Annotated in this window: 20 protein-coding genes and 1 tRNA gene; all 21 read right to left on the reverse strand. The window is 65.6% G+C overall.

Going from position 1 to position 20253, the window contains the following annotated elements; translation table 11 throughout:
• Positions 1-44 precede the first annotated feature (44 nt).
• The 21 genes from QZH52_RS12080 to rpsO all read right to left on the reverse strand — a co-directional run bounded on the left by QZH52_RS12080 (position 45) and on the right by rpsO (position 20175).
• On the reverse strand, positions 45-356 hold the full coding sequence (locus tag QZH52_RS12080; RefSeq protein WP_301808589.1) for a DUF2818 family protein: 312 nt from the start codon (positions 354-356) through the stop codon (positions 45-47).
• 7 nt (positions 357-363) lie between these two features.
• Positions 364-1851 (reverse strand): NADH-quinone oxidoreductase subunit NuoN, encoded by a 1488-nt coding sequence (gene nuoN / locus QZH52_RS12085; protein WP_301808591.1) that lies wholly within the window; start codon positions 1849-1851, stop codon positions 364-366.
• A gap of 8 nt (positions 1852-1859) precedes the next feature.
• A complete protein-coding gene (locus tag QZH52_RS12090) occupies positions 1860-3344 on the reverse strand; it encodes an NADH-quinone oxidoreductase subunit M (RefSeq protein WP_301808594.1) in 1485 nt (494 codons plus the stop codon).
• Between the two features lie 24 nt (positions 3345-3368).
• The gene (nuoL, locus tag QZH52_RS12095) at positions 3369-5387 is read right to left on the reverse strand and encodes an NADH-quinone oxidoreductase subunit L (protein ID WP_301808597.1); all 2019 of its coding nucleotides are present in this window, start codon (positions 5385-5387) and stop codon (positions 3369-3371) included.
• 13 nt (positions 5388-5400) lie between these two features.
• Positions 5401-5709, reverse strand: a complete 309-nt coding sequence (gene nuoK, locus QZH52_RS12100; protein ID WP_286371385.1) for an NADH-quinone oxidoreductase subunit NuoK — start codon at positions 5707-5709, stop codon at positions 5401-5403.
• The gene (locus QZH52_RS12105; RefSeq protein WP_301808604.1) at positions 5706-6353 is read right to left on the reverse strand and encodes an NADH-quinone oxidoreductase subunit J; all 648 of its coding nucleotides are present in this window, start codon (positions 6351-6353) and stop codon (positions 5706-5708) included. The genes nuoK and QZH52_RS12105 overlap by 4 nt, the downstream gene beginning before the upstream one ends.
• A 40-nt stretch (positions 6354-6393) precedes the next feature.
• Positions 6394-6936, reverse strand: coding sequence for an NADH-quinone oxidoreductase subunit NuoI (nuoI, locus tag QZH52_RS12110; protein ID WP_286371383.1), 543 nt, complete (start codon positions 6934-6936; stop codon positions 6394-6396).
• A gap of 11 nt (positions 6937-6947) precedes the next feature.
• On the reverse strand, positions 6948-8024 hold the full coding sequence (nuoH, locus tag QZH52_RS12115; RefSeq protein WP_301808607.1) for an NADH-quinone oxidoreductase subunit NuoH: 1077 nt from the start codon (positions 8022-8024) through the stop codon (positions 6948-6950).
• Positions 8021-10165, reverse strand: coding sequence for an NADH-quinone oxidoreductase subunit NuoG (nuoG, locus tag QZH52_RS12120; RefSeq protein WP_301808609.1), 2145 nt, complete (start codon positions 10163-10165; stop codon positions 8021-8023). The genes nuoH and nuoG overlap by 4 nt, the downstream gene beginning before the upstream one ends.
• A 21-nt stretch (positions 10166-10186) precedes the next feature.
• Positions 10187-11527: an NADH-quinone oxidoreductase subunit NuoF gene (gene nuoF, locus QZH52_RS12125; RefSeq protein WP_286532239.1), complete on the reverse strand. Its 1341-nt coding sequence runs from the start codon at positions 11525-11527 to the stop codon at positions 10187-10189.
• Positions 11527-12060, reverse strand: a complete 534-nt coding sequence (locus QZH52_RS12130) for an NADH-quinone oxidoreductase subunit NuoE family protein (RefSeq protein ID WP_286371379.1) — start codon at positions 12058-12060, stop codon at positions 11527-11529. The genes nuoF and QZH52_RS12130 overlap by 1 nt, the downstream gene beginning before the upstream one ends.
• Before the next feature lie 8 nt (positions 12061-12068).
• Positions 12069-13322, reverse strand: coding sequence for an NADH-quinone oxidoreductase subunit D (locus QZH52_RS12135; protein WP_286529783.1), 1254 nt, complete (start codon positions 13320-13322; stop codon positions 12069-12071).
• Positions 13322-13933: an NADH-quinone oxidoreductase subunit C gene (locus QZH52_RS12140; RefSeq protein WP_301808620.1), complete on the reverse strand. Its 612-nt coding sequence runs from the start codon at positions 13931-13933 to the stop codon at positions 13322-13324. The genes QZH52_RS12135 and QZH52_RS12140 overlap by 1 nt, the downstream gene beginning before the upstream one ends.
• Before the next feature lie 12 nt (positions 13934-13945).
• Entirely contained in the window at positions 13946-14425 is a 480-nt protein-coding gene (locus QZH52_RS12145; RefSeq protein WP_021008163.1) for a NuoB/complex I 20 kDa subunit family protein, read from the reverse strand.
• A gap of 15 nt (positions 14426-14440) precedes the next feature.
• A complete protein-coding gene (locus QZH52_RS12150; protein WP_301808641.1) occupies positions 14441-14800 on the reverse strand; it encodes an NADH-quinone oxidoreductase subunit A in 360 nt (119 codons plus the stop codon).
• A 58-nt stretch (positions 14801-14858) separates the two neighbouring features.
• Positions 14859-14943 (reverse strand) — tRNA-Leu (locus tag QZH52_RS12155).
• 122 nt (positions 14944-15065) lie between these two features.
• On the reverse strand, positions 15066-15491 hold the full coding sequence (gene secG, locus QZH52_RS12160; protein WP_301808644.1) for a preprotein translocase subunit SecG: 426 nt from the start codon (positions 15489-15491) through the stop codon (positions 15066-15068).
• 37 nt (positions 15492-15528) lie between these two features.
• Positions 15529-16281 (reverse strand): triose-phosphate isomerase, encoded by a 753-nt coding sequence (gene tpiA, locus QZH52_RS12165; RefSeq protein ID WP_301808649.1) that lies wholly within the window; start codon positions 16279-16281, stop codon positions 15529-15531.
• A gap of 11 nt (positions 16282-16292) precedes the next feature.
• On the reverse strand, positions 16293-17291 hold the full coding sequence (locus QZH52_RS12170) for an NAD(P)H-quinone oxidoreductase (RefSeq protein WP_301808652.1): 999 nt from the start codon (positions 17289-17291) through the stop codon (positions 16293-16295).
• An 84-nt stretch (positions 17292-17375) separates the two neighbouring features.
• Positions 17376-19703 carry a polyribonucleotide nucleotidyltransferase gene (pnp, locus tag QZH52_RS12175; RefSeq protein ID WP_286532229.1) on the reverse strand — a complete coding sequence of 776 codons (2328 nt, stop codon included), beginning with the start codon at positions 19701-19703 and terminating at the stop codon, positions 17376-17378.
• A gap of 205 nt (positions 19704-19908) precedes the next feature.
• A complete protein-coding gene (gene rpsO, locus QZH52_RS12180) occupies positions 19909-20175 on the reverse strand; it encodes a 30S ribosomal protein S15 (protein ID WP_007837783.1) in 267 nt (88 codons plus the stop codon).
• Positions 20176-20253: the final 78 nt, after the last annotated feature.

Below are 20253 nucleotides of genomic sequence, written 5' to 3' on the forward strand. Positions count from 1 at the left end.
GGAGGGCAGCGATACACGAAGTGATGAGCGTGGGGGCATTTGATTCAGTGCGCGTGGCGATGCTTCATGAGGTAGCGCCACGTGAAGCCGGGAAAGGCCAGCACGATGAACAGCGCCGCCGTCACGGCGTAGAACTCCCAGCCCTGCGGCGCGATCTGCCCGACCCGCCGCTCGAACAGCAGCCCGACAGCGCCGACGACAGCATAGAGCAGCACCAGTTCGGCCAGCCGGATGGCCAGCGACTTGGTGCGCCCCGCCAGCGGGACCAGGCCCAGCAGGCGCTCGTTCAGGAACGGCAGGTTGGCCGCCAGCAGCGCGAGCCCCAGCACCATCCAGACCGACGCGCTCTGGGACACGTCGCGCTCAGGTGGCCAGCGTGGCCACGATCGCGTTCGCGCACAGCGTCATGAGGCCGCCCGGCAGGATGCCGAGGATCAGGATGAGGGCGCCGTTGACCGTCAGCACGGTGCGCACGTCGCGCGGCGCCGAGACGGTGCTCGCGGTGACCGGGGCGTCGAAGTACATGACCTTGACCACGCGGATGTAGTAGAACGCGCCGATCAGCGACATCACGACCGCGAACACCGCGAGGCCGATGTAGATGCCCTGGCCGGAGGCGATCAGCGCCTGCAGCACCGCCAGCTTGGCATAGAAGCCGACCAGTGGCGGAATGCCGGCCAGCGAGAACATGGCGATCGCCATCACGCCGGCATACAGCGGACTGCGCTGGTTGAGGCCGGCCAGGTCGGTGATCTCCTCGCTCTCGAAGCCTTCGCGCGCCAGCAGCAGGATGATGCCGAAGCTCGCCAGCGTGGTCAGCACGTAGGTGATGATGTAGAACATCGCCGCGCTGTAGGCGAACTGGGCGTTGTAGGTGTTGCCGTTGACCACGCCCGCCACCAGGCCGAGCAGCATGAAGCCCATCTGCGCGATGGTCGAGTAGGCCAGCATGCGCTTGAGGTTGGTCTGGGCGATCGCCGCCAGGTTGCCGACCAGCAGCGACGCGATGGCCAGCAGCGCCAGCATCTGCTGCCAGTCGATCGCCAGCGGCAGCAGACCTTCGACCAGCAGGCGGATGATGATCGCGAAGGCGGCCAGTTCGGGCGCGGCGCCGATCATCAGCGTGATCGCGGTCGGCGCGCCCTGGTAGACGTCGGGCACCCACATGTGGAAAGGGGCGGCACCGACCTTGAAGGCCAGGCCGGCGACGATGAAGACCAGGCCGAACACCAGCACCTGGTGGTTCACCTGGCGGCTGGCGATCGCCTTGAACACCTCGTTGATGTCGAGCGAGCCGGTGGCGCCGTACATCATCGACAGGCCGTAGAGCAGGAAGCCGCTGGCCATTGCACCGAGCACGAAGTACTTCATGGCGGCTTCGCTGGCGACCGCGTTGTCGCGGCGCAGCGCCACCAGCGCATAGCTGGAGAGCGTCAGCAGTTCGAGGCCGAGATAGATCAGCAGGAAGTTGCTGCCCGACATCATGACGAACATGCCCAGCAGCGCCAGCAGGCTCATCGTGAACAACTCGCCGCCCTGCAGCATGCCGCGGTCGCCCGCGTAGGGCCGGCCGTACACCAGCGTCACCATCAGCGCCAGGGTCGCGAAGCACTTGAGCCAGTTGCCCATCGGGTCGCTCACCACCATGCCGCCGAAGCCGTAGATGGTCTTGCCCAGGGAGGCGTTGAAGCCGGTCAGCACCGCGACGATCGCGAGCGTGAGCAGGGTCAGGATGTAGGTGCCGGTGCGGCGCGGGCTGGTCGAGGCGAGATCGAGCAGCGCGATCACGCAGGTCATGATCAGCAGCACTACCTCGGGGTAGATCGTCATCCAGCTGAGTTTGTCAATCATCTTGTTTCTTACGGCAGCTTGGGCAGCTTGGAGATGGACACGTGCTGCAGCAGCCCGTCCACGGAGGCATTCATCACATCGGTGAAGGGCTTCGGATAGAGGCCCATCCACAGCACGGCGATCGCCAGCAGCGCCAGCATCAGGAATTCACGCGCGTTGATGTCGCTGAGTTCCTTGACGTGGTCGTTGCCGACCGATCCCAGGTAGACCCGCTTGTACATCCACAGCGTGTAGGCGGCGCCGAAGATCAGCGCGGTCGCGGCACCGAGGCCGAGCCAGAAGTTGGCCTTGACCGCGCCGAGGATCACCATCCACTCGCCGACGAAACCAGCGGTGGCCGGCAGGCCGCAGTTGGCCATCGCGAACAGCAGCGCGAAGGCGGCGAACTTGGGCATGGTGTTGACCACGCCGCCGTAGTCGGCGATCTGGCGCGAATGCACGCGGTCGTAGAGCACGCCGATGCAAAGGAACATCGCGCCCGAGACGAAGCCGTGGGCAATCATCTGGACAATGCCGCCGGCCACGCCGAGTTCGTTGAAGATGAAGAAGCCGAGCGTCACGAAGCCCATGTGGGCCACCGACGAATAGGCCACCAGCTTCTTCATGTCCTGCTGCACCAGCGCCACCAGCCCGACGTAGATCACCGCGATCAGCGACAGCGCGATCATGAGCCAGGCCCATTCGTGCGAGGCGTCAGGTGCGATCGGCATCGAGAAGCGCAGGAAGCCGTAGGCGCCGAGCTTCAGCATGATCGCCGCCAGCACCGCGGAGCCGCCGGTGGGCGCCTCGACGTGCACGTCGGGCAACCACGTGTGGACCGGCCACATCGGCACCTTGACCGCGAAGGCCGAGAAGAAGGCGAAGAACAGGAAGGTCTGCGCCTGGCCCGACAGCGGCAGCTGGTGCCAGGTCAGGATGTCGAAGCTGCCGCCCGACTTGTTGTACAGGTAGATCAGGGCGACCAGCATCAGCAGCGAGCCGAGGAGGGTATAGATGAAGAACTTGAAGGCCGCGTAGATCTTGTTCGGACCGCCCCAGATGCCGATGATCAGGTACATCGGGATCAGGGTGGCTTCGAAGAAGGTGTAGAACAGGATGCCGTCGAGCGCCGAGAAGGTGCCGATCATGAGCCCCGAGAGGATCAGGAAGGCGCCCATGTACTGGTTCACGCGCTCGGTGATGACCTCCCAGGCCGAGATCACGACGATCACGGTGATGAAGGCGGTCAGCAGCACCAGCCAGAACGAGATGCCGTCCAGGCCGACGTGGTAGCTGATATTGAAGCGCTGGATCCAGGGCGCCTTCTCGACGAACTGCATCGCTGCGGTGCCGTTCTGGAATCGTGACCAGAGCGGCAAGGTGACCAGGAAGCTCGCGACCGAACCGATCAGCGCGGCCCAGCGCACGCCCCTGGCGTGTTCATCCCGACCGAAGGCCAACAGCACGACGCCGAAGGCGATCGGCATCCAGATGGCAAGGCTCAACAAACCCATTTTTGTTTTTCTCCAGAGAGCCGCTTACCGCTTGAACCAGACGAAGTACGACATCAGGACGAAGATGCCGATCAGCATCGAGAAAGCGTAGTGATAGATAAAGCCCGTCTGCAGCCAGCGCACCGCACCTGCGATGCGGCCGACCAGCTTCCATGAGCCGTTGACGATGCCGCCGTCGATGATCCCCTGGTCGCCGCCCTTCCAGAGGCCGGTGCCGAGGGCGCGGGTGGCGCGGGCAATGACGTTCTCGTTGAACCAGTCCATGTAGTACTTGTTCTCGAGCAGGGTGTAGATCGGGCCGAAGGCGCGCTTGATCGCGGCCGGCAGGGCCGGGTTGACCAGGTACAGGTACCAGGCCACCACGACACCGGCGAGTGCGAGCCAGAACGGCGCTGCCGTCAGGCCGTGGAGGGCCATCGCCACCGGACCGTGGAAAGCCTCGGCCAGTTCCTTCATGGCTTCATGCTTGCTTGCGTCGACGTAGATCGCACCCTTGAAGAACTCGCCGAAAAGCAACGGCTCGATCGTCATGAAGCCGATCACGACCGACGGGATCGCCAGCGCGACCAGCGGCACCCAGACCACCCACGGCGACTCGTGCGGCTCGTGATGGTCGTCGTGGCCGTGACCGTGGTCGTCGTGGTGCGCGTCCGGGTTCTGGTCGAAGCGCTCCTTGCCGTGGAACACCATGAAATACATGCGGAACGAATAGAGCGCGGTGACGAACACGCTCGCCAGCACCGCGAAGTAGGCGAAGCCCGACCCCCACAGGTGGCTCTCGTGCACCGCTTCGATGATGCTGTCCTTCGAATAGAAGCCCGAGAAGAACGGCGTCCCGATCAGCGCCAGCGAGCCCACCAGCGAGGTGATCCAGGTGATCGGCATGTACTTGCGCACGTTGCCCATCCAGCGCATGTCCTGGTTGTGGTGCATGCCGATGATCACCGAGCCGGCGCCGAGGAACAGCAGCGCCTTGAAGAAGGCGTGCGTCATCAGGTGGAACACGGCCACCGAATAGGCCGAGGCGCCGAGTGCCACGGTCATGTAGCCGAGCTGCGACAGCGTGGAATAGGCCACCACGCGCTTGATGTCGTTCTGGATGACGCCCAGGAAACCCATGAACAGCGCGGTGATGCCGCCGATCACGAGGATGAAGCTCAGCGCCGTGTCGCTCAGTTCGAACAGCGGCGACATCCGCGCCACCATGAAGATGCCGGCCGTGACCATGGTCGCGGCGTGGATCAGGGCGGAGATCGGGGTCGGGCCTTCCATCGAGTCGGGCAGCCAGACGTGCAGCGGGAACTGCGCGCTCTTGCCCATGGCGCCGATGAACAGGCAGATGCAGGCCACCGTGAGGAGCATCCACTCGGTGCCCGGGAAGCTCAGCTTGGCGAGCGCGTCGGCCTTGGCGAAGACTTCGCCGTAGTTCAGCGAACCGGCGTAGGCGGCCAGCAGGCCGATGCCCAGGATGAAGCCGAAGTCGCCGACCCGGTTGACCACGAAGGCCTTCATGTTGGCGAAGATCGCGGTCGGCCGGTTGTACCAGAAGCCGATCAGCAGGTAGGACACCAGGCCCACCGCCTCCCAGCCGAAGAACAGCTGGAGCATGTTGTTGCTCATGACGAGCATCAGCATCGAGAAGGTGAAGAGCGAGATGTAGGCGAAGAAGCGGTTGTAGCCGTCATCCTCCTGCATGTAGCCGATGGTGTAGATGTGGACCATCAGCGACACGAAGGTCACGACGCACATCATCATCGCGGTCAGGCCGTCGATCAGGAAGCCGACTTCCATCTTGAGGCCGCCGACCGTCATCCATTCGTAGATGGTGGCGTTGAAGCGGGCACCGTCGTTGACCACGCTGTTGAGCGTCATCGCCGAGATGATGAAGGACACCAGCACGCCGAGGATGGTCAGCGAATGGGTGACGCGGCGGCCGATGTGGTTGCCGCCGAACTTCGTGCCGAACAGGCCGGCGACGACGGCGCCGACCAGGGGCGCCAGCGGGACGGCCAGCAGGGTGGATGCGGAAAGAGTAGCGCTCATGAGTAAACCTTCTTCAGCCCTTCAGCGCATTCAGCTCGTCGACGTTGATGTTCGACTTGTTGCGGAACAGCAGCACCAGCAGCGCCAGCCCGATGGCCGACTCGGCCGCCGCGACCGTCAGGATGAAGAAGACGAAGATCTGTCCGTGCATGTCGCCCAGGAAGTACGAGAAGGCGACGAAATTCATGTTGACCGCGAGCAGCATCAGCTCGACGCACATGAGCAGAACGATCAGGTTCTTGCGGTTCAGGAAAATGCCGATGACCGACAGCGCGAAGAGCATCGCGCCGAGCGAAAGGAAGTGTCCGAGCGTGAGCGTCATGCCTTGGTCTCCGCTGCGGGCGCTGCTGGCTCCGCGGCCGGTTCGGCCTGTCGCGTGACGGGCATCTGGACGATGCGCACGCGGTCGCGCGCCTTGACGCGGACCTGGTCGGCCGGGTTCACGTACTTGCTGTCCTTGCGGGTGCGCAGGGTCAGCGCGATGGCGGCGATGATCGCCACCAGCAGGATCACGGCGGCGATCTCGAGCGGATAGAGGTACTGCGTATAGAGCAGCTTGCCGAGTTCGAGCGTGTTGGAGGTGTCCGGGCCGGAGGCCAGCGGGGTCTTGGGCGCGCTCAGGCGGAAGCCGCCCATCAGCACCGCGGCCATCTCGAGCGCAATCAGCGCGCCGACGCCGGCGGCCAGCGGGAAGTGCTTCCAGAAGCCCTCGCGCAATCCCTCGACGTTGATGTCCAGCATCATGACGACGAACAGGAACAGCACCATCACTGCCCCGACATAGACCAGCACCAGCGAGATCGCGAGGAATTCCGCGCGCAGCAGGAGCCAGATGGCCGACGCCTGGAAGAACGCCAGCACCAGGTAGAGCGCCGCATACACGGGGTTGCGCGCGGTGATGACGCGGAAGGCTGCAAACAGCAGCACCGCGGCAAACAGATAGAACAGACCGGTCTTGGCGTCCATGGATTGGATTCGTTTTCTTCGAGGTTCAGCCAGCCGCTTTTCAGCGGTACTTGGCGTCCGCCGCCTTGTTGGCGGCGATTTCTTTTTCGTAGCGGTCGCCGACGGCGAGCAGCATGTCCTTGGTGAAGTACAGGTCGCCGCGCTTCTCGCCGTGGTATTCGAAGATGTGGGTCTCGACGATCGAGTCGACCGGGCAGCTTTCCTCGCAGAAGCCGCAGAAGATGCACTTGGTCAGGTCGATGTCGTAGCGCGTGGTGCGGCGCGAGCCATCGTCGCGGACATCGGATTCGATCGTGATCGCGAGCGCCGGGCACACGGCCTCGCAGAGCTTGCAGGCGATGCAGCGCTCTTCGCCGTTCTCGTAGCGGCGCAGCGCGTGCAGGCCGCGAAAGCGCGGCGACAGCGGCGTCTTCTCTTCCGGGAACTGGACGGTGATCTTGCGGCTGAAGGCGTACTTGCCGGTCAGCGCGAGGCCCTTGAACAGTTCCACCAGCATGAAGCTGGACAGGAAGTCCTTGAGCGAGAAAGGCGCGGAGGCGGTCGTGGAGGAGCGCGCAAGCGCGCTGGCAGAAGGCGCAGTCATGGCAGTTCCGGTTATTTCCAGATGTTGAAGGGGGTCTGCATCCAGGCGCCGACCACCACCAGCCACACCAAGGTGACCGGAATGAAGATCTTCCAGCCCAGCCGCATGATCTGGTCATAGCGGAAGCGCGGGAAGGTCGAACGGACCCAGAGGAACATCGTGACCACGCAGAAGGTCTTGATGCCGAGCCAGATCCAGCCCGGGATGAAGGCCAGGAAGTCGAACGGGGGCAGCCAGCCGCCGAGGAACAGCACCGCGCACAGGATCGAGACCAGCCACATGTTGGCGTACTCGGCCAGGAAGAACATCGCGAAGCTCATGCCCGAGTACTCGATCATGTGGCCGGCGACGATTTCCGATTCGCCTTCGACGACGTCGAAGGGGTGGCGGTTGGTTTCGGCCAGGCCCGAGATGAAGTAGACGACGAAGATCGGCAGCAGCGACAGCCAGTTCCACGACAGGAAGCCGATGCCCATCGAGGCGAAGTGGCCCCTGCCCTGCCCCATCACGATGTCCGTCATGTTCAGGCTGGCCGACACCATCAGCACGACCACGAAGCAGAAGCCCATCGCGATTTCGTAGCTGACCATCTGGGCCGACGCGCGCAGCGCACCCAGGAAGGCGTACTTCGAGTTCGAGGCCCAGCCCGCGATGATCACGCCATAGACCTCGAGCGAGGTGATGGCCATGACGAACAGCAGGCCGGCGTTGATGTTGGCGAGCGCGACCTCGGGTCCGAACGGAATGACCGCCCAGGCGGCCAGCGCCGGCATGATGGTCATGATCGGGCCGAGCAGGAACAAGCCCTTGTTGGCCACCGTCGGAAGGATGATTTCCTTGGTCAGCAGCTTGAGCGCGTCGGCGATCGGCTGCAGCAGGCCCAGCGGGCCGATGCGGTTGGGGCCGATGCGGATCTGCGTGAAGCCGATGGCCTTCCGCTCCCAGAGCGTGAGGTAGGCGACCGCGCCCATCAGCGGGATGACGACAACGATGATCTTGACCAGGGTCCAGATCACTGGCCAGAGGAAGCCGGTCCACCAGCCGGCCGAGACCAGGCCGAGGCCGAAGCCGTGCAGCGCGTCGATCATGCCGACACCTCCTGCAGGGCCGCGGCCTGGCGGGCGTCAGCGGTGAGCTGCAACGAAGGCGCACGGCGCACGATCGAGTCGAGCTGGTAGATGCTCGCGACCACCGGGGCCGATTCGGCCGCGACGCCCATGTCGATCTCGGCGGCGGTCGCGTTGGACAGCTTGCCGGCCGCGACCTGGGTCGGCGAGTCGATCTCGGCCAGCACGTCGGCGGTGGATTCGAAGGCGAAGCCCGGCAGGCCGAGCAGGTTCGCCAGCACGCGCAGCACCTTCCAGGCCGGACGCGCTTCGCCCTGCGGCTTGACGACCGCGTGGAAGCTCTGCAGGCGGCCTTCGGCATTGACGAAGGTGCCCGGCGTTTCGGTGAACGGCGCGATCGGCAGCAGCACGTCGCTGAATTCGAGGTTGGCCTTGAACGGGCTCAGCGTGACGACCATCTGCGCGTGCGCGAGGCCTGCCACCGCGGCCTCGCCGGCGGCCGAGTCGAACACGGGTTCGGTGTTGAGCAGCAGCACGGCCTTGAGGCCCCCCGCGAGCATTTGGGCGGCATTCAGGGCGCCGTCGCGCGGCAGCGCGCCGACGAGTTGCGCGCCGACCGTGTTGGCGGCTTCGGTCAGGTAGCCGACGCTGGCGCCGGTCTGGGCGCCGATCCAGTTGGCCAGCGCCAGCAGGCTGCCGGCGCGGGCGTGATGGGCCGCGGCGTTGCCGAGCAGGATCGCCTTGCGTTCGCCGCCGAGCAGCGAGGCGGCCAGGGCCTTCGCGGCGTCGCTGGCGGCGCCGCTGAGGGCGACCGGTGCCTGGGCGCCGGTGCTTTCGGCGATGGCGCCCGCCAGTTCGACCAGCGCGTCGACCCATTGGTCGGCCGGCAGGGTGACGGCGTTGGCGATCGGCATGGCCCAGGCGTCGGCATCGGCCAGCAGTTCGGCCGAGGTGATGGCGCTCAGCGCCCCACCCTTGCGCACCGACTGGCGGATGCGCTGGGCGAACAGCGGATGGTCCTTGCGCAGGTTCGAGCCGACCACCAGCACGCGCTGCAGCTGCGACAGCGAAGCCACGGACGTGCCGAGCCAGCGGATGCCTTCGGCGGCGCTGAACTCGGCGTTGCGCAGGCGGTAGTCGATGTTGCCGCTGCCCAGGCCGTGGGTCAGCAGCTTGGCCAGCTGCAGCTCTTCGAGCGTGCTGTGCGGGCTGGCGAGCGTGCCGATGCTCTTCGCGCCGTGGTCGGCCTTGATCTGCTTCAGGCCGTTGGCGACGTATTCGAGCGCGGTCTGCCAGTCGACCTGCTGCCACTGGCCGCCCTGCTTCAGCATCGGCTGCGTCAGGCGCTCGGGGCCGTTGAGGGCCTCGTACGAGAAGCGGTCGCGGTCGGCGATCCAGCACTCGTTGACGTCTTCGTTCTCGAGCGGCACCACGCGCATCACGCGGTTGTTCTTGACCTGGACGATCAGGTTGGCGCCGGTGGAGTCGTGCGGGCTGACCGACTTGCGGCGCGACAGCTCCCAGGTGCGGGCGCTGTAGCGGAAGGGCTTGCTGGTGAGCGCGCCGACCGGGCAGATGTCGATCATGTTGCCCGACAGCTCGGAGTCGACCGAATCGCCCAGGAAAGTCTCGATCTCGGAGTGCTCGCCGCGGTGCGACATGCCGAGCTCCATCACGCCGGCCACTTCCTGGCCGAAGCGGACGCAGCGCGTGCAATGGATGCAGCGGCTCATCTCTTCCATGCTGATCAGCGGGCCGACGTCCTTGTGGAAGACGACGCGCTTTTCTTCCTCGTAGCGCGAGGAAGAGCCGCCGTAGCCCACGGCCAGGTCTTGCAGCTGGCATTCGCCGCCCTGGTCGCAGATCGGGCAATCGAGCGGGTGGTTGATCAGCAGGAACTCCATCACCGACTGCTGGGCCTTGATGGCCTTGTCGCTCTTGGTGCGGACGATCATGCCCTGCGTCACGGGCGTGGCGCAGGCCGGCATCGGCTTGGGCGCCTTCTCGACGTCGACCAGGCACATGCGGCAGTTGGCCGCGATGCTGAGTTTCTTGTGATAGCAGAAGTGCGGGATGTAGGTGCCCGCCTTGTCGGCCGCATGCATGATCATGCTGCCTTCGACGATGTCGACCTTCTTGCCGTCGAGTTCGATTTCAACCATATGTTTTTCTTCTCGCGCTCGTCAGGCCCGGGCGGCCGTCTTCGGGACGTAGCCCGGGATCAGTGCCTCGAACTCGTGACGGAAGTGCTTGATCATGGCCCGCACCGGCATCGCGGCGGCATCGCCCAGCGCGCAGATGGTGCGGCCCTGGATGTTGTCGGCGACCGAGTTCAGCAGGTCCATGTCGGACGCCTTGCCATGGCCGTTGTGGATGCGGTCGACCACCCGCCAGAGCCAGCCCGTGCCCTCGCGGCAGGGCGTGCACTGGCCGCAGGATTCGTGCATGTAGAAATACGAGAGGCGCTTGAGCGACTCGACCATCGAGCGGCTGTCGTCCATCACGATGACCGCGCCCGAGCCCAGCATCGAGCCGGCCTTGGCGATGGAGTCGTAGTCCATCGTGCACTGCATCATGATGTCGGCCGGCAGCACCGGCGCCGACGATCCGCCCGGGATCACGGCCTTGAGCTGGCGGCCCTTGCGCACGCCGCCCGCGAGCTCGAGCAGCTTCGAGAACGGCGTGCCCATCGGCACTTCGTAGTTGCCGGGGAGCTCGACGTCACCGCTGACCGAGTAGATCTTGGTGCCGCCGTTGTTCGGCTTGCCGCACTCGAGGTAGGCCACGCCGCCGTTGTTGATGATCCACGGCACGGCCGCGAAGGTCTCGGTGTTGTTGATCGTGGTCGGCTTGCCGTAGAGGCCGAAGCTGGCCGGGAACGGCGGCTTGAAGCGCGGCTGGCCCTTCTTGCCTTCGAGCGATTCGAGCAGTGCGGTCTCTTCGCCGCAGATGTAGGCGCCGAAGCCGTGCGCCGCGTGCAGCTGGAAGTTGTAGGCGCTGCCCATGATGCCGTCGCCGAGATAGCCGGCGGCGCGCGCCTCTTCGAGCGCCTCTTCAAAGCGGTCGTAGGTCTGGAAGATCTCGCCGTGGATGTAGTTGTAGCCCACGCTGATGCCCATCGCATAGGCGGCGATGGCCATGCCCTCGATCACGATGTGCGGATTGAACTGCAGGATGTCGCGGTCCTTGCAGGTACCGGGCTCGCCCTCGTCCGAGTTGCAGACCAGGTACTTCTGGCCCGGGAACTGGCGCGGCATGAAGCTCCACTTGAGGCCGGTCGGGAAACCGGCGCCGCCGCGGCCGCGCAGGCCCGAGGCCTTGACCTCGGCGATCACCTGGTCGGGCGTCAGGCCCTCGGTGAGGATCTTGCGCAGCGCCTTGTAGCCGCCGCGTGCCTCGTAGTCGGCCAGGCGCCAGTTGGTGCCGTTCAGGCCGGCATAGATCTGGGGCTCGATGTGGCGGTCGTGGAAGCAGGTCTGGACGCCGGTGGCCTGGAACTGCTGGAGTACTTGCTCGGGCGACATCATTGGGCTCCCTTTGCGGTGGCGCCGCGCAAGCCGTCGATCAGCTGGTCGAGCTTCTCGTTGCTCATGAAGCTGCACATGGTGCGGTCGTTGACCAGCATCACCGGCGAGTCGGCGCAGGCGCCGAGGCACTCGCTCTGCTGCAAGGTGAACATGCCGTCGGGCGTGGTCTCGCCCATGCGGATGCCGAGCTTCTGCTCGAGATGGGCCAGCGCCTTCGCGCCGTCGCGCAGCTGGCACGGCAGGTTGGTGCAGACGTTGAGCTTGTACGCGCCCAGCGGACGCTGGTTGTACATGTTGTAGAAGGTCGTGACCTCGTGCACCGCGATCGGGGCCATGCCGAGGTAGGCGGCGATCTCGCGCTCGCGCTGTTCGCTCACGAAGCCCTCGTCCTGCTGCACGATCGCCAGGCAGGCCATCACGGCCGACTGCTTGCCGGCCGGCGGGTACTTGGCGACCTCGCGGGCGAAACGCTCCAGCGTGGCGGCCGACAGCGCCGCTTGGCTGCCGTGGGAAGAAGAGTCGGAATGCATGGGATGGCTCATCGATCGATCTCGCCGAACACGATGTCCATGGTGCCGATCACGGCGACAGCGTCGGCAATCATGTGGCCGCGCGCCATTTCGTCCAGGGCCGCCAGATGCGGGAAGCCCGGTGCGCGGATCTTCAGGCGGTAGGGCTTGTTGGCGCCGTCGCTCACGAGGTAGATGCCGAACTCGCCCTTGGGATGCTCGACGGCGGCGTAGGCCTCGCCTTCGGGCACATGGAAACCTTCGGTGAAGAGCTTGAAGTGATGGATCAGCTCTTCCATGTTGGCCTTCATGGACTCGCGCGCCGGCGCCGCCACCTTGTGGTTGGCGGTGATCACCGGGCCCGGGTTGGCACGCAGCCAGGCCGAGCATTGCTGGATGATCTTGTTGGCCTGGCGCATTTCTTCGACGCGCACCAGGTAGCGGTCGTAGCAGTCGCCGGTGACGCCCACCGGGACGTCGAACTCCATGCGGTCGTAGACGTCGTAGGGCTGCTTCTTGCGCAGGTCCCAGGCGATGCCCGAGCCACGCAGCATCGGGCCGGTGAAGCCGAGGTTGAGCGCGCGCTCCGGCGACACCACGCCGATGCCCACGGTGCGCTGCTTCCAGATGCGGTTGTCGGTGAGCAGCGTCTCGTACTCGTCGACCATCTTCGGGAAGCGCTTGCAGAAGTCGTCGATGAAGTCGAGCAGCGAGCCCTGGCGGTTCTCGTTGAGGCGCTCGATCGCCTTCGCGTTCTTGATCTTGCTGACCTTGTACTGCGGCATGACGTCCGGCAGGTCGCGGTAGACGCCACCCGGACGGAAGTAGGCCGCGTGCATGCGCGCACCCGACACCGCCTCGTACATGTCGAACAGGTCTTCACGCTCGCGGAAGCAGTAGATGAGCATGTTCATCGCGCCGCAGTCGAGACCGTGCGCGCCGAGCCACAGCAGGTGGTTCAGCAGCCGGGTGATCTCGGCGAACATGACGCGGATGTATTGCGCCCGCAGCGGCACGTCGAGGCCCATGAGGCGCTCGATCGCGAGGCAGTACGCATGCTCGTTGCTCATCATCGACACGTAGTCGAGACGGTCCATGTAGGGCAGCGACTGGATGAAGGTGCGCGACTCGGCGAGCTTTTCGGTGGCGCGGTGCAGCAGGCCGATATGCGGGTCGGCGCGCTGGATGACTTCGCCGTCGAGCTCGAGCACGAGGCGCAGCACGCCGTGCGCTGCCGGATGCTGGGGACCGAAGTTCAGCGTGTAGTTCTTGATCTCGGCCATCAGTGCAATCCACCACCGTAGTTGTCTTCGCGGATCACGCGCGGCGTGATCTCGCGCGGCTCGATCGAGACCGGCTGGTAGATCACGCGCTTCTGTTCCGGGTCATAGCGCATCTCGACATGGCCCGACACCGGGAAGTCCTTGCGGAATGGGTGGCCGATGAAGCCGTAGTCGGTCAGGATGCGGCGCAGGTCGTCGTGCCCCTCGAACACGATGCCGTAGAGGTCGAAGGCTTCGCGCTCGAACCAGCCGGCCGCGTTCCAGACGCTGGTCAACGAATCGACGACCGGCAGGTCTTCGTTCGGCACGAACACCTTCAGGCGCACGCGCTGGTTGAGGCTCACCGACAACAGGTGCGAGACGACGCCGAAGCGCTCGCCTTGCCACTCGCCGTCGCGGTAGCCGGAGTAGTCCATGCCGCAGAGGTCGATCAGCTGCTCGAAGCGGCAGCCCGGCGCATCACGCAGCAAGGTGGCCGCTTCGAGATAGTCGGCGGCACCCACCACCACCGTCAACTCGCCCAGCGCGAGCACGACGCTCTTCGCCTTGGAGCCAAGTGTTTCGGTGATCTGGGTCTGCAGCGCCTCGGGAGAAATGGCAAAGTCGGTCATGTCTCTCGCTCTTCAGGCGCGCGCGATCGTGTTGGTGCGGCGGATCTTCTGCTGGAGCTGGATGATTCCGTACAGAAGCGCCTCGGCGGTCGGCGGACAGCCCGGCACATAGACGTCGACCGGCACGATGCGGTCGCAGCCGCGCACGACCGAATAGCTGTAGTGGTAGTAGCCACCGCCATTGGCGCACGAGCCCATCGAGAGCACCCAGCGCGGCTCGGGCATCTGGTCGTAGACCTTGCGCAGCGCCGGCGCCATCTTGTTGCACAGCGTGCCGGCCACGATCATCAGATCGGACTGGCGCGGGCTGGGGCGGAACAGCATGCCGAAGCGGTCGATGTCGTAGCGGGCGGCGCCCGCGTGCATCATCTCCACGGCACAGCAGGCCAGACCGAAGGTCATGGGCCACAGTGATCCGGTCTTGGCCCAGTTCACCACCGAGTCGTAGGTGGTGGTGACGAAGCCTTCCTTCATGACGCCTTCAATGGCCATTTTGCGGATTCCTTGTCATTCCCAGTCGAGTGCGCCCTTTTTCCACTCGTAGGCGAAGCCCACGACGAGGATGGCCAGGAAAATCATCATGGCCCAGAAGCCGACGGCACCGACCTCCTTGAGCGCGATGGCCCAAGGAAAGAGAAAAGCGATTTCGAGGTCGAAAAGAATGAAGAGGATGGCGACCAGGTAGTACCGGACGTCAAACTTCATGCGTGCGTCTTCGAAGGCTTCGAAGCCGCACTCGTAAGGGGAATTTTTTGCTGCGTCGGGCCGGTTGGGACCGAGGATGTAACCCAGAACCTGAGGCGCAATGCCGACTCCGACGCCGACCAGGATGAACAACAGGACGGGGAGGTAGGAATCGAGGTTCATCAGGGGGTTCTATCACCGCTTGCCACCGGCAGGAAGCAATATTCCTGCCGGTGATATTTGGTGCGGTCGGCGAGACTCGAACTCGCACAGCTTTCGCCACTACCCCCTCAAGATAGCGTGTCTACCAATTTCACCACGACCGCGGTTTTTGCTTGCCCGGATGGCATGAGGAACCTTGTGAGGCTTTGGCTTTCCGGTGCAGCTTTAGAGTTTACCCTGAAAAATGCCTGTTTTCACTCGACGAGCGAAGAGATCTCTACTTGTATCACTTGGCCGGGATCTGGCCCGCGCCGGGAGCGGGCGCAGCCGGTGCCGAGGCAGGCGCCGCCGGTGCGGGGGCAGCGCTGCCGGCCGGGATCTGGGCCGCCGAATCGACCGGCGCGGGGGCCGGGGCCGGAGCCACCGGCGCGCCGATCGCGGCGCGTTCGAGCAGGCTGCCGCCGCCCGCCGGGCGGGCATGGCCGAAGTAGGCCAGCAGCAGGGTGCACGCAAAGAACACGGCGGCCAGCACCGCGGTGGTGCGCGACAGGAAGTTCGCGCTGCCGCTGGCCCCGAACAGGCTGCCGGCGCTGCCGCTGCCGAAGGCCGCGCCCATGTCGGCGCCCTTGCCGTGCTGGACCAGGATCAGCCCGATCATCGCGAGAGCGGTGAGCATCTGCACGCCCACCAGGATATTGAGGACCACGTTCATTCGATCTAACTCCTAAATTTGTCTTCCGGCCGCGCGTTCAGCGGGCCGCTGCAATGATCTGCAGGAAATCGGGGGCCTTCAGGGACGCGCCGCCGATGAGGCCGCCGTCGATGTCGGCTTCGGCCAGCAGCTCGGCCGCATTGGCCGCGTTCATGCTGCCGCCGTAAAGGATGCGGATGCCGGCGGCGTGCTCGCTCGCCGCATGGTGCAGCTGGGCGCGCAGCACCGCATGCACGGCCTGCGCCTGCGCCGGCGTGGCGGTCTTGCCGGTGCCGATGGCCCAGACCGGCTCATAAGCCACCACGATCTCGCTGATGCAATGGCCGTTGACGTGGATCACGGCGGCCAGCTGGCGCTTGACGACCTCTTCGGTGCGCCCTGCTTCGCGTTCGGCCAGGGTCTCGCCGACGCAGACGATCGGCGTGATGCCGTTGGCCAGGGCGATGGCTGTCTTGGCCGCCACGGCCTCGTCGGTCTCGCCGTGGTACTGGCGCCGCTCGGAGTGCCCGACGATCGCGTAGCGCACGCCGAAGTCCTTCAGCATCGCCGCCGATTGCTCGCCGGTGAAGGCACCCTGCGCCTGCGCCGAGAGGTCCTGCGCGCCGAGCGCGATCGGCGAACCCGCCACCAGCGACTGCACCTGCGCCAGGTAAGGCGCCGGCACGCAGACAGCGACTTCGCAACCCGGCGCGCCCACGCCCGCCAGCAAGGCCTTCAGCAGCGCCTCGTTGGCAGCCAGGCTGCCGTTCATCTTCCAGTTGCCTGCGATCAGCTTCTTCTTGGTCGTCATGTCTGTGTTGTTCACCAGGTCAGCACGATCTTGCCGATGTGCTGATTCGATTCCATCAGGACGTGGGCCTGCGCGGCGCCGCTGGGCTCCCCGGCCGCGGCGAAGCGGCTGTGGATGATCGGCTTGACCGCGCCGCTCTCGAGCAGCGGCCAGACGCGCTCGCGCAGCGCCTTGGCGATCGCGCCCTTGAACGCCACCGGCCGCGGCCGCAGGGTCGAGCCGGTGATGGTCAGGCGGCGGCGCAGCACCAGGCCGGCGTTGATCTCGGCCTTGACACCGCCCTGCACCGCGATGATCACCAGCCGGCCGTCTTCGGCCAGGCAGTCGATCTCGCGCGCCACGTAGCCGCCGGCCACCATGTCGAGAATGACGTCGACGCCCTTGCCGCCGGTGAGGCGCTTGGCCTCTTCGGCGAAATCGGCCGTCTTGTAGTTGATCGCGTGGTCGGCGCCGAGCTTCAGACAGGCCTCGCACTTGTCGTCGCTGCCGGCGGTCGCGATCACGGTGGCGCCGAGCGCCTTGCCGAGCTGAATCGCGGTGACGCCGATGCCGCTGGTGCCGCCCTGGATCAGCAGGGTCTCGCCCTTCTGCAGGCGGCCGCGCTCGAAGACGTTGCTCCAGACGGTGAAGAAGGTCTCGGGCAGCGTGGCTGCCTCGACGTCGCTCCAGCCCTTGGGCACCGGCAGGCACTGGGCCACCGGCGCGACGCACAGTTCGGCGTAGCCGCCGCCGGCCACCAGGGCGCAGACGTGGTCGCCGATCTTGAAGCCGGCCTCGGCCAGCGCCTTCTCGTCGCCGGCCACGATCTCGCCCGCGACTTCGAGTCCGGGCAGGTCGGAGGCGCCCGGCGGCACCGGGTAGTTGCCGGTCCGCTGCAGCACGTCGGGGCGGTTGACACCGCTCGCGGCCACACGGATCAGCAATTCGCCCGCGCCGGCAACGGGCGCAGGACGTTCCACCATGCGCAGCACCTCGGGGGCGCCGAACGATGTGATCTCAATGGCTTTCATGGTCTCTTTCCGGGTAGCGGCCGCCGCGCAGAACGCGGGCGGCACGCGGTCCAGCGCGATGGCGTCGCCGCCATCGCGGCTCCATCAGGCCTGGCCGTCGCCGCGGTTCGATTCCTGAACCGGCTGCTGCTCGGCCACCTGCTCCACGGCTTGCTCGCCGCCGCGCTCGTTGTTCTCGAAGCGCGGTGCGCGCTCGGCGCGCGGCGGACGATCGCCGCCGCGGTCGCCACGGTCCGAACGCTCGCGGCGCTCGCCACCACGGTCGCCACGGTCGCCGCGGTCTTCACGCGGCGGGCGCTCGCTGAATTCCATGCCAGCCGGACGCTCGGTCAGCGCCTTCATGGACAGCTTGACGCGGCCCTTCTCGTCAGTCTCGAGCACCTTGACCTTGACGATCTGGCCTTCGCTCAGGTAGTCGGTGACCTTCTCGACGCGCTCGTGCGCGATCTGGCTGATGTGCAGCAGGCCGTCCTTGCCGGGCAGCAGGTTGATCAGCGCGCCGAAGTCCAGGATCTTGGTGACCGGGCCTTCGTAGACCTTGCCGATTTCGACTTCGGCGGTGATCTGCTCGATGCGCTTCTTGGCGGCTTCGGCCTTTTCCGGGTCGGTCGAGGCGATCGTGATGGTGCCGTCTTCGTCGATGTTGATCGTGGTGCCGGTTTCTTCCTGCAGGCCACGGATCACCGAGCCGCCCTTGCCGATCACGTCGCGGATCTTCTCGGGGTTGATCTTGAGCGTGGTCAGGCGCGGCGCGAAGGTCGACACCTCGGCCTTGGCTTCGCCCATCGCCTCTTGCATCTTGCCGAGGATGTGCATGCGCGCTTCCTTGGCCTGGGCCAGGGCGACCTGCATGATTTCCTTGGTGATGCCCTGGATCTTGATGTCCATCTGCAGCGCGGTGATGCCGTTGGTCGTGCCGGCCACCTTGAAGTCCATGTCGCCCAGGTGATCCTCGTCGCCCAGGATGTCGGTCAGCACGGCGAAGCGGTTGTCTTCCTTGATCAGGCCCATGGCGATGCCGGCCACGTGGGCCTTCATCGGCACGCCGGCGTCCATCATCGACAGGCAGCCGCCGCAGACCGAAGCCATCGACGAGGAGCCGTTCGATTCGGTGATTTCCGAGACGACGCGGATCGTGTACGGGAACTCTTCCTTGTTCGGCAGCACCGCGACCAGCGCGCGCTTGGCGAGGCGGCCGTGGCCGACTTCGCGGCGCTTGGTCGAACCCATGCGGCCGACTTCGCCGGTGGCGAAGGGAGGCATGTTGTAGTGGAACAGGAAGCGGTCTTCGTACTCGCCCATCAGCGCGTCGATGCGCTGCGCGTCGCGTTCGGTGCCGAGCGTGGTGACGACCAGCGCCTGGGTCTCGCCGCGGGTGAACAGTGCCGAGCCGTGGGTGCGCGGCAGCACGCCGTTGCGGATCTCGATCGGGCGCACGGTGCGGGTGTCGCGGCCGTCGATGCGGGGCTCGCCCGACAGGATCTGGCTGCGGACGATCTTCGATTCGATCGCGAACAGCAGGTCGTTGACCTTGCCGGCATCGAAGGGTTCGCCGCTTTCCTTCAGCGCGTTCATCACGCTGGCGTTGGCTTCGCGCAGGGCCTGCGTACGGGCCTGCTTGCTGCGGATCTGGTAGACCGCACGCAGCTTTTCTTCGGCCAGGCCCTTGACCTTGGCGACGAAGGCCTCGTCTTCGGCCGGCGGCTGCCAGTCCCAGACCGGCTTGCCGGCGTCGCGCACCAGTTCGTGGATCGCGTTGATCGCGATGTTGGCTTGCTCATGGCCGAACACCACGCCGCCGAGCATGATTTCTTCGCTCAGCTGCAGGGCTTCGGACTCGACCATCAGCACGGCGGCTTCGGTGCCGGCGACGACCAGGTCCATCTGCGAATCCTTGCGGGCGGTCTGGCCCGGGTTCAGCACGTACTGGCCGTTGATGTAGCCCACGCGGGCGGCACCGATCGGGCCGCTGAACGGGATGCCGGAGATCGACAGCGCGGCGCTGACGCCGATCATGGCGGCGATGTCGGCGTCGACTTCGGGGTTGAGCGACAGCGTGTGGATGACCACGTGGACTTCGTTCAGGAAGCCTTCGGGGAACAGCGGGCGGATCGGGCGGTCGATCAGGCGGCTGGTCAGCGTTTCGTGTTCGCTGGGCTTGGCTTCGCGCTTGAAGAAGCTGCCGGGGATCTTGCCGGCGGCGTAGGTCTTCTCGATGTAGTCGACGGTCAGCGGGAAGAAGTCCTGGCCGGGCTTGGCCGACTTGGAGGCGACCACGGTGGCCAGCACCACGGTGCCCTCGATGTCCACGGTCACGGCACCGCTGGCCTGCCGGGCGATCTCGCCGGTTTCCAGAACGACGGTCTTGCCGCCCCATTGGAAGGACTTGGTGACTTTGTTGAAGAGGCTCATGTTGTGCTCCTGTTTGGATGGCGGCGACCTGTGACGACCACGGGCCCCGCGGGGGCTGGAGCGCTTGTCAGAACACGATGCCATTCCAGGGAAGCTCGGGGAGAACCTCTCTGGAATGACACAGCTTCGCTCTGTTTTTGCGGCTCCGAAGTAAAAAACGCCTGAGCTAGCGGACTAACCCAGGCGTTTTTGCATGCGATTCGACTTACTTGCGCAGGCCCAGCTTGGCGATCAGCGCGGTGTAGCGGTCGGCGTCCTTGGACTTGAGGTAGTCCAGCAGCTTGCGGCGGCGGCTCACCATGCGCAGCAGGCCGCGGCGACCGTGGTGGTCCTTGGCGTGCGTCTTGAAGTGAGGTGTGAGCTCGTTGATGCGGGCGGTCAGCAGTGCGACTTGCACTTCCGGGCTGCCGGTGTCGTTGGCGGCGCGGGCGTTGTCCTTGACAACTTCGGCCTTGATGGAGGCTGCGATCATTGTGTTTCCTTCGTTCCGATCCCGGGGGGGCGAACCGCCGGGATGTTTGACTTGCGGTGTGCGCTGGAACTGCACCCA

The sequence above is a fragment of the Variovorax ginsengisoli genome, from assembly GCF_030486595.1.
GTDB lineage: Bacteria > Pseudomonadota > Gammaproteobacteria > Burkholderiales > Burkholderiaceae_C > Variovorax > Variovorax ginsengisoli_B.

What these genes read in the sequence shown, in the direction of transcription:
- tpiA (WP_301808649.1), bottom strand. Translation starts at nt 16,281, where the DNA reads ATGACGACCAAGAAGAAGCTGATCGCAGGCAACTGGAAGATGAACGGC.
- QZH52_RS12130 (WP_286371379.1), bottom strand. Translation starts at nt 12,060, where the DNA reads ATGCATTCCGACTCTTCTTCCCACGGCAGCCAAGCGGCGCTGTCGGCC.
- nuoN (WP_301808591.1), bottom strand. Translation starts at nt 1,851, where the DNA reads ATGATTGACAAACTCAGCTGGATGACGATCTACCCCGAGGTAGTGCTG.
- nuoL (WP_301808597.1), bottom strand. Translation starts at nt 5,387, where the DNA reads ATGAGCGCTACTCTTTCCGCATCCACCCTGCTGGCCGTCCCGCTGGCG.
- nuoI (WP_286371383.1), bottom strand. Translation starts at nt 6,936, where the DNA reads ATGACTGCGCCTTCTGCCAGCGCGCTTGCGCGCTCCTCCACGACCGCC.
- QZH52_RS12140 (WP_301808620.1), bottom strand. Translation starts at nt 13,933, where the DNA reads ATGACCGACTTTGCCATTTCTCCCGAGGCGCTGCAGACCCAGATCACC.
- QZH52_RS12090 (WP_301808594.1), bottom strand. Translation starts at nt 3,344, where the DNA reads ATGGGTTTGTTGAGCCTTGCCATCTGGATGCCGATCGCCTTCGGCGTC.
- nuoG (WP_301808609.1), bottom strand. Translation starts at nt 10,165, where the DNA reads ATGGTTGAAATCGAACTCGACGGCAAGAAGGTCGACATCGTCGAAGGC.
- QZH52_RS12135 (WP_286529783.1), bottom strand. Translation starts at nt 13,322, where the DNA reads ATGGCCGAGATCAAGAACTACACGCTGAACTTCGGTCCCCAGCATCCG.
- nuoH (WP_301808607.1), bottom strand. Translation starts at nt 8,024, where the DNA reads ATGATCGACGCGCTGCACGGCTTCGGCCTCGGCCTGGTCTCGGCCGGC.
- nuoK (WP_286371385.1), bottom strand. Translation starts at nt 5,709, where the DNA reads ATGACGCTCACGCTCGGACACTTCCTTTCGCTCGGCGCGATGCTCTTC.
- rpsO (WP_007837783.1), bottom strand. Translation starts at nt 20,175, where the DNA reads ATGATCGCAGCCTCCATCAAGGCCGAAGTTGTCAAGGACAACGCCCGC.
- QZH52_RS12105 (WP_301808604.1), bottom strand. Translation starts at nt 6,353, where the DNA reads ATGGACGCCAAGACCGGTCTGTTCTATCTGTTTGCCGCGGTGCTGCTG.
- secG (WP_301808644.1), bottom strand. Translation starts at nt 15,491, where the DNA reads ATGAACGTGGTCCTCAATATCCTGGTGGGCGTGCAGATGCTCACCGCT.
- QZH52_RS12145 (WP_021008163.1), bottom strand. Translation starts at nt 14,425, where the DNA reads ATGGCCATTGAAGGCGTCATGAAGGAAGGCTTCGTCACCACCACCTAC.
- QZH52_RS12170 (WP_301808652.1), bottom strand. Translation starts at nt 17,291, where the DNA reads ATGAAAGCCATTGAGATCACATCGTTCGGCGCCCCCGAGGTGCTGCGC.
- QZH52_RS12150 (WP_301808641.1), bottom strand. Translation starts at nt 14,800, where the DNA reads ATGAACCTCGATTCCTACCTCCCCGTCCTGTTGTTCATCCTGGTCGGC.
- pnp (WP_286532229.1), bottom strand. Translation starts at nt 19,703, where the DNA reads ATGAGCCTCTTCAACAAAGTCACCAAGTCCTTCCAATGGGGCGGCAAG.
- nuoF (WP_286532239.1), bottom strand. Translation starts at nt 11,527, where the DNA reads ATGTCGCCCGAGCAAGTACTCCAGCAGTTCCAGGCCACCGGCGTCCAG.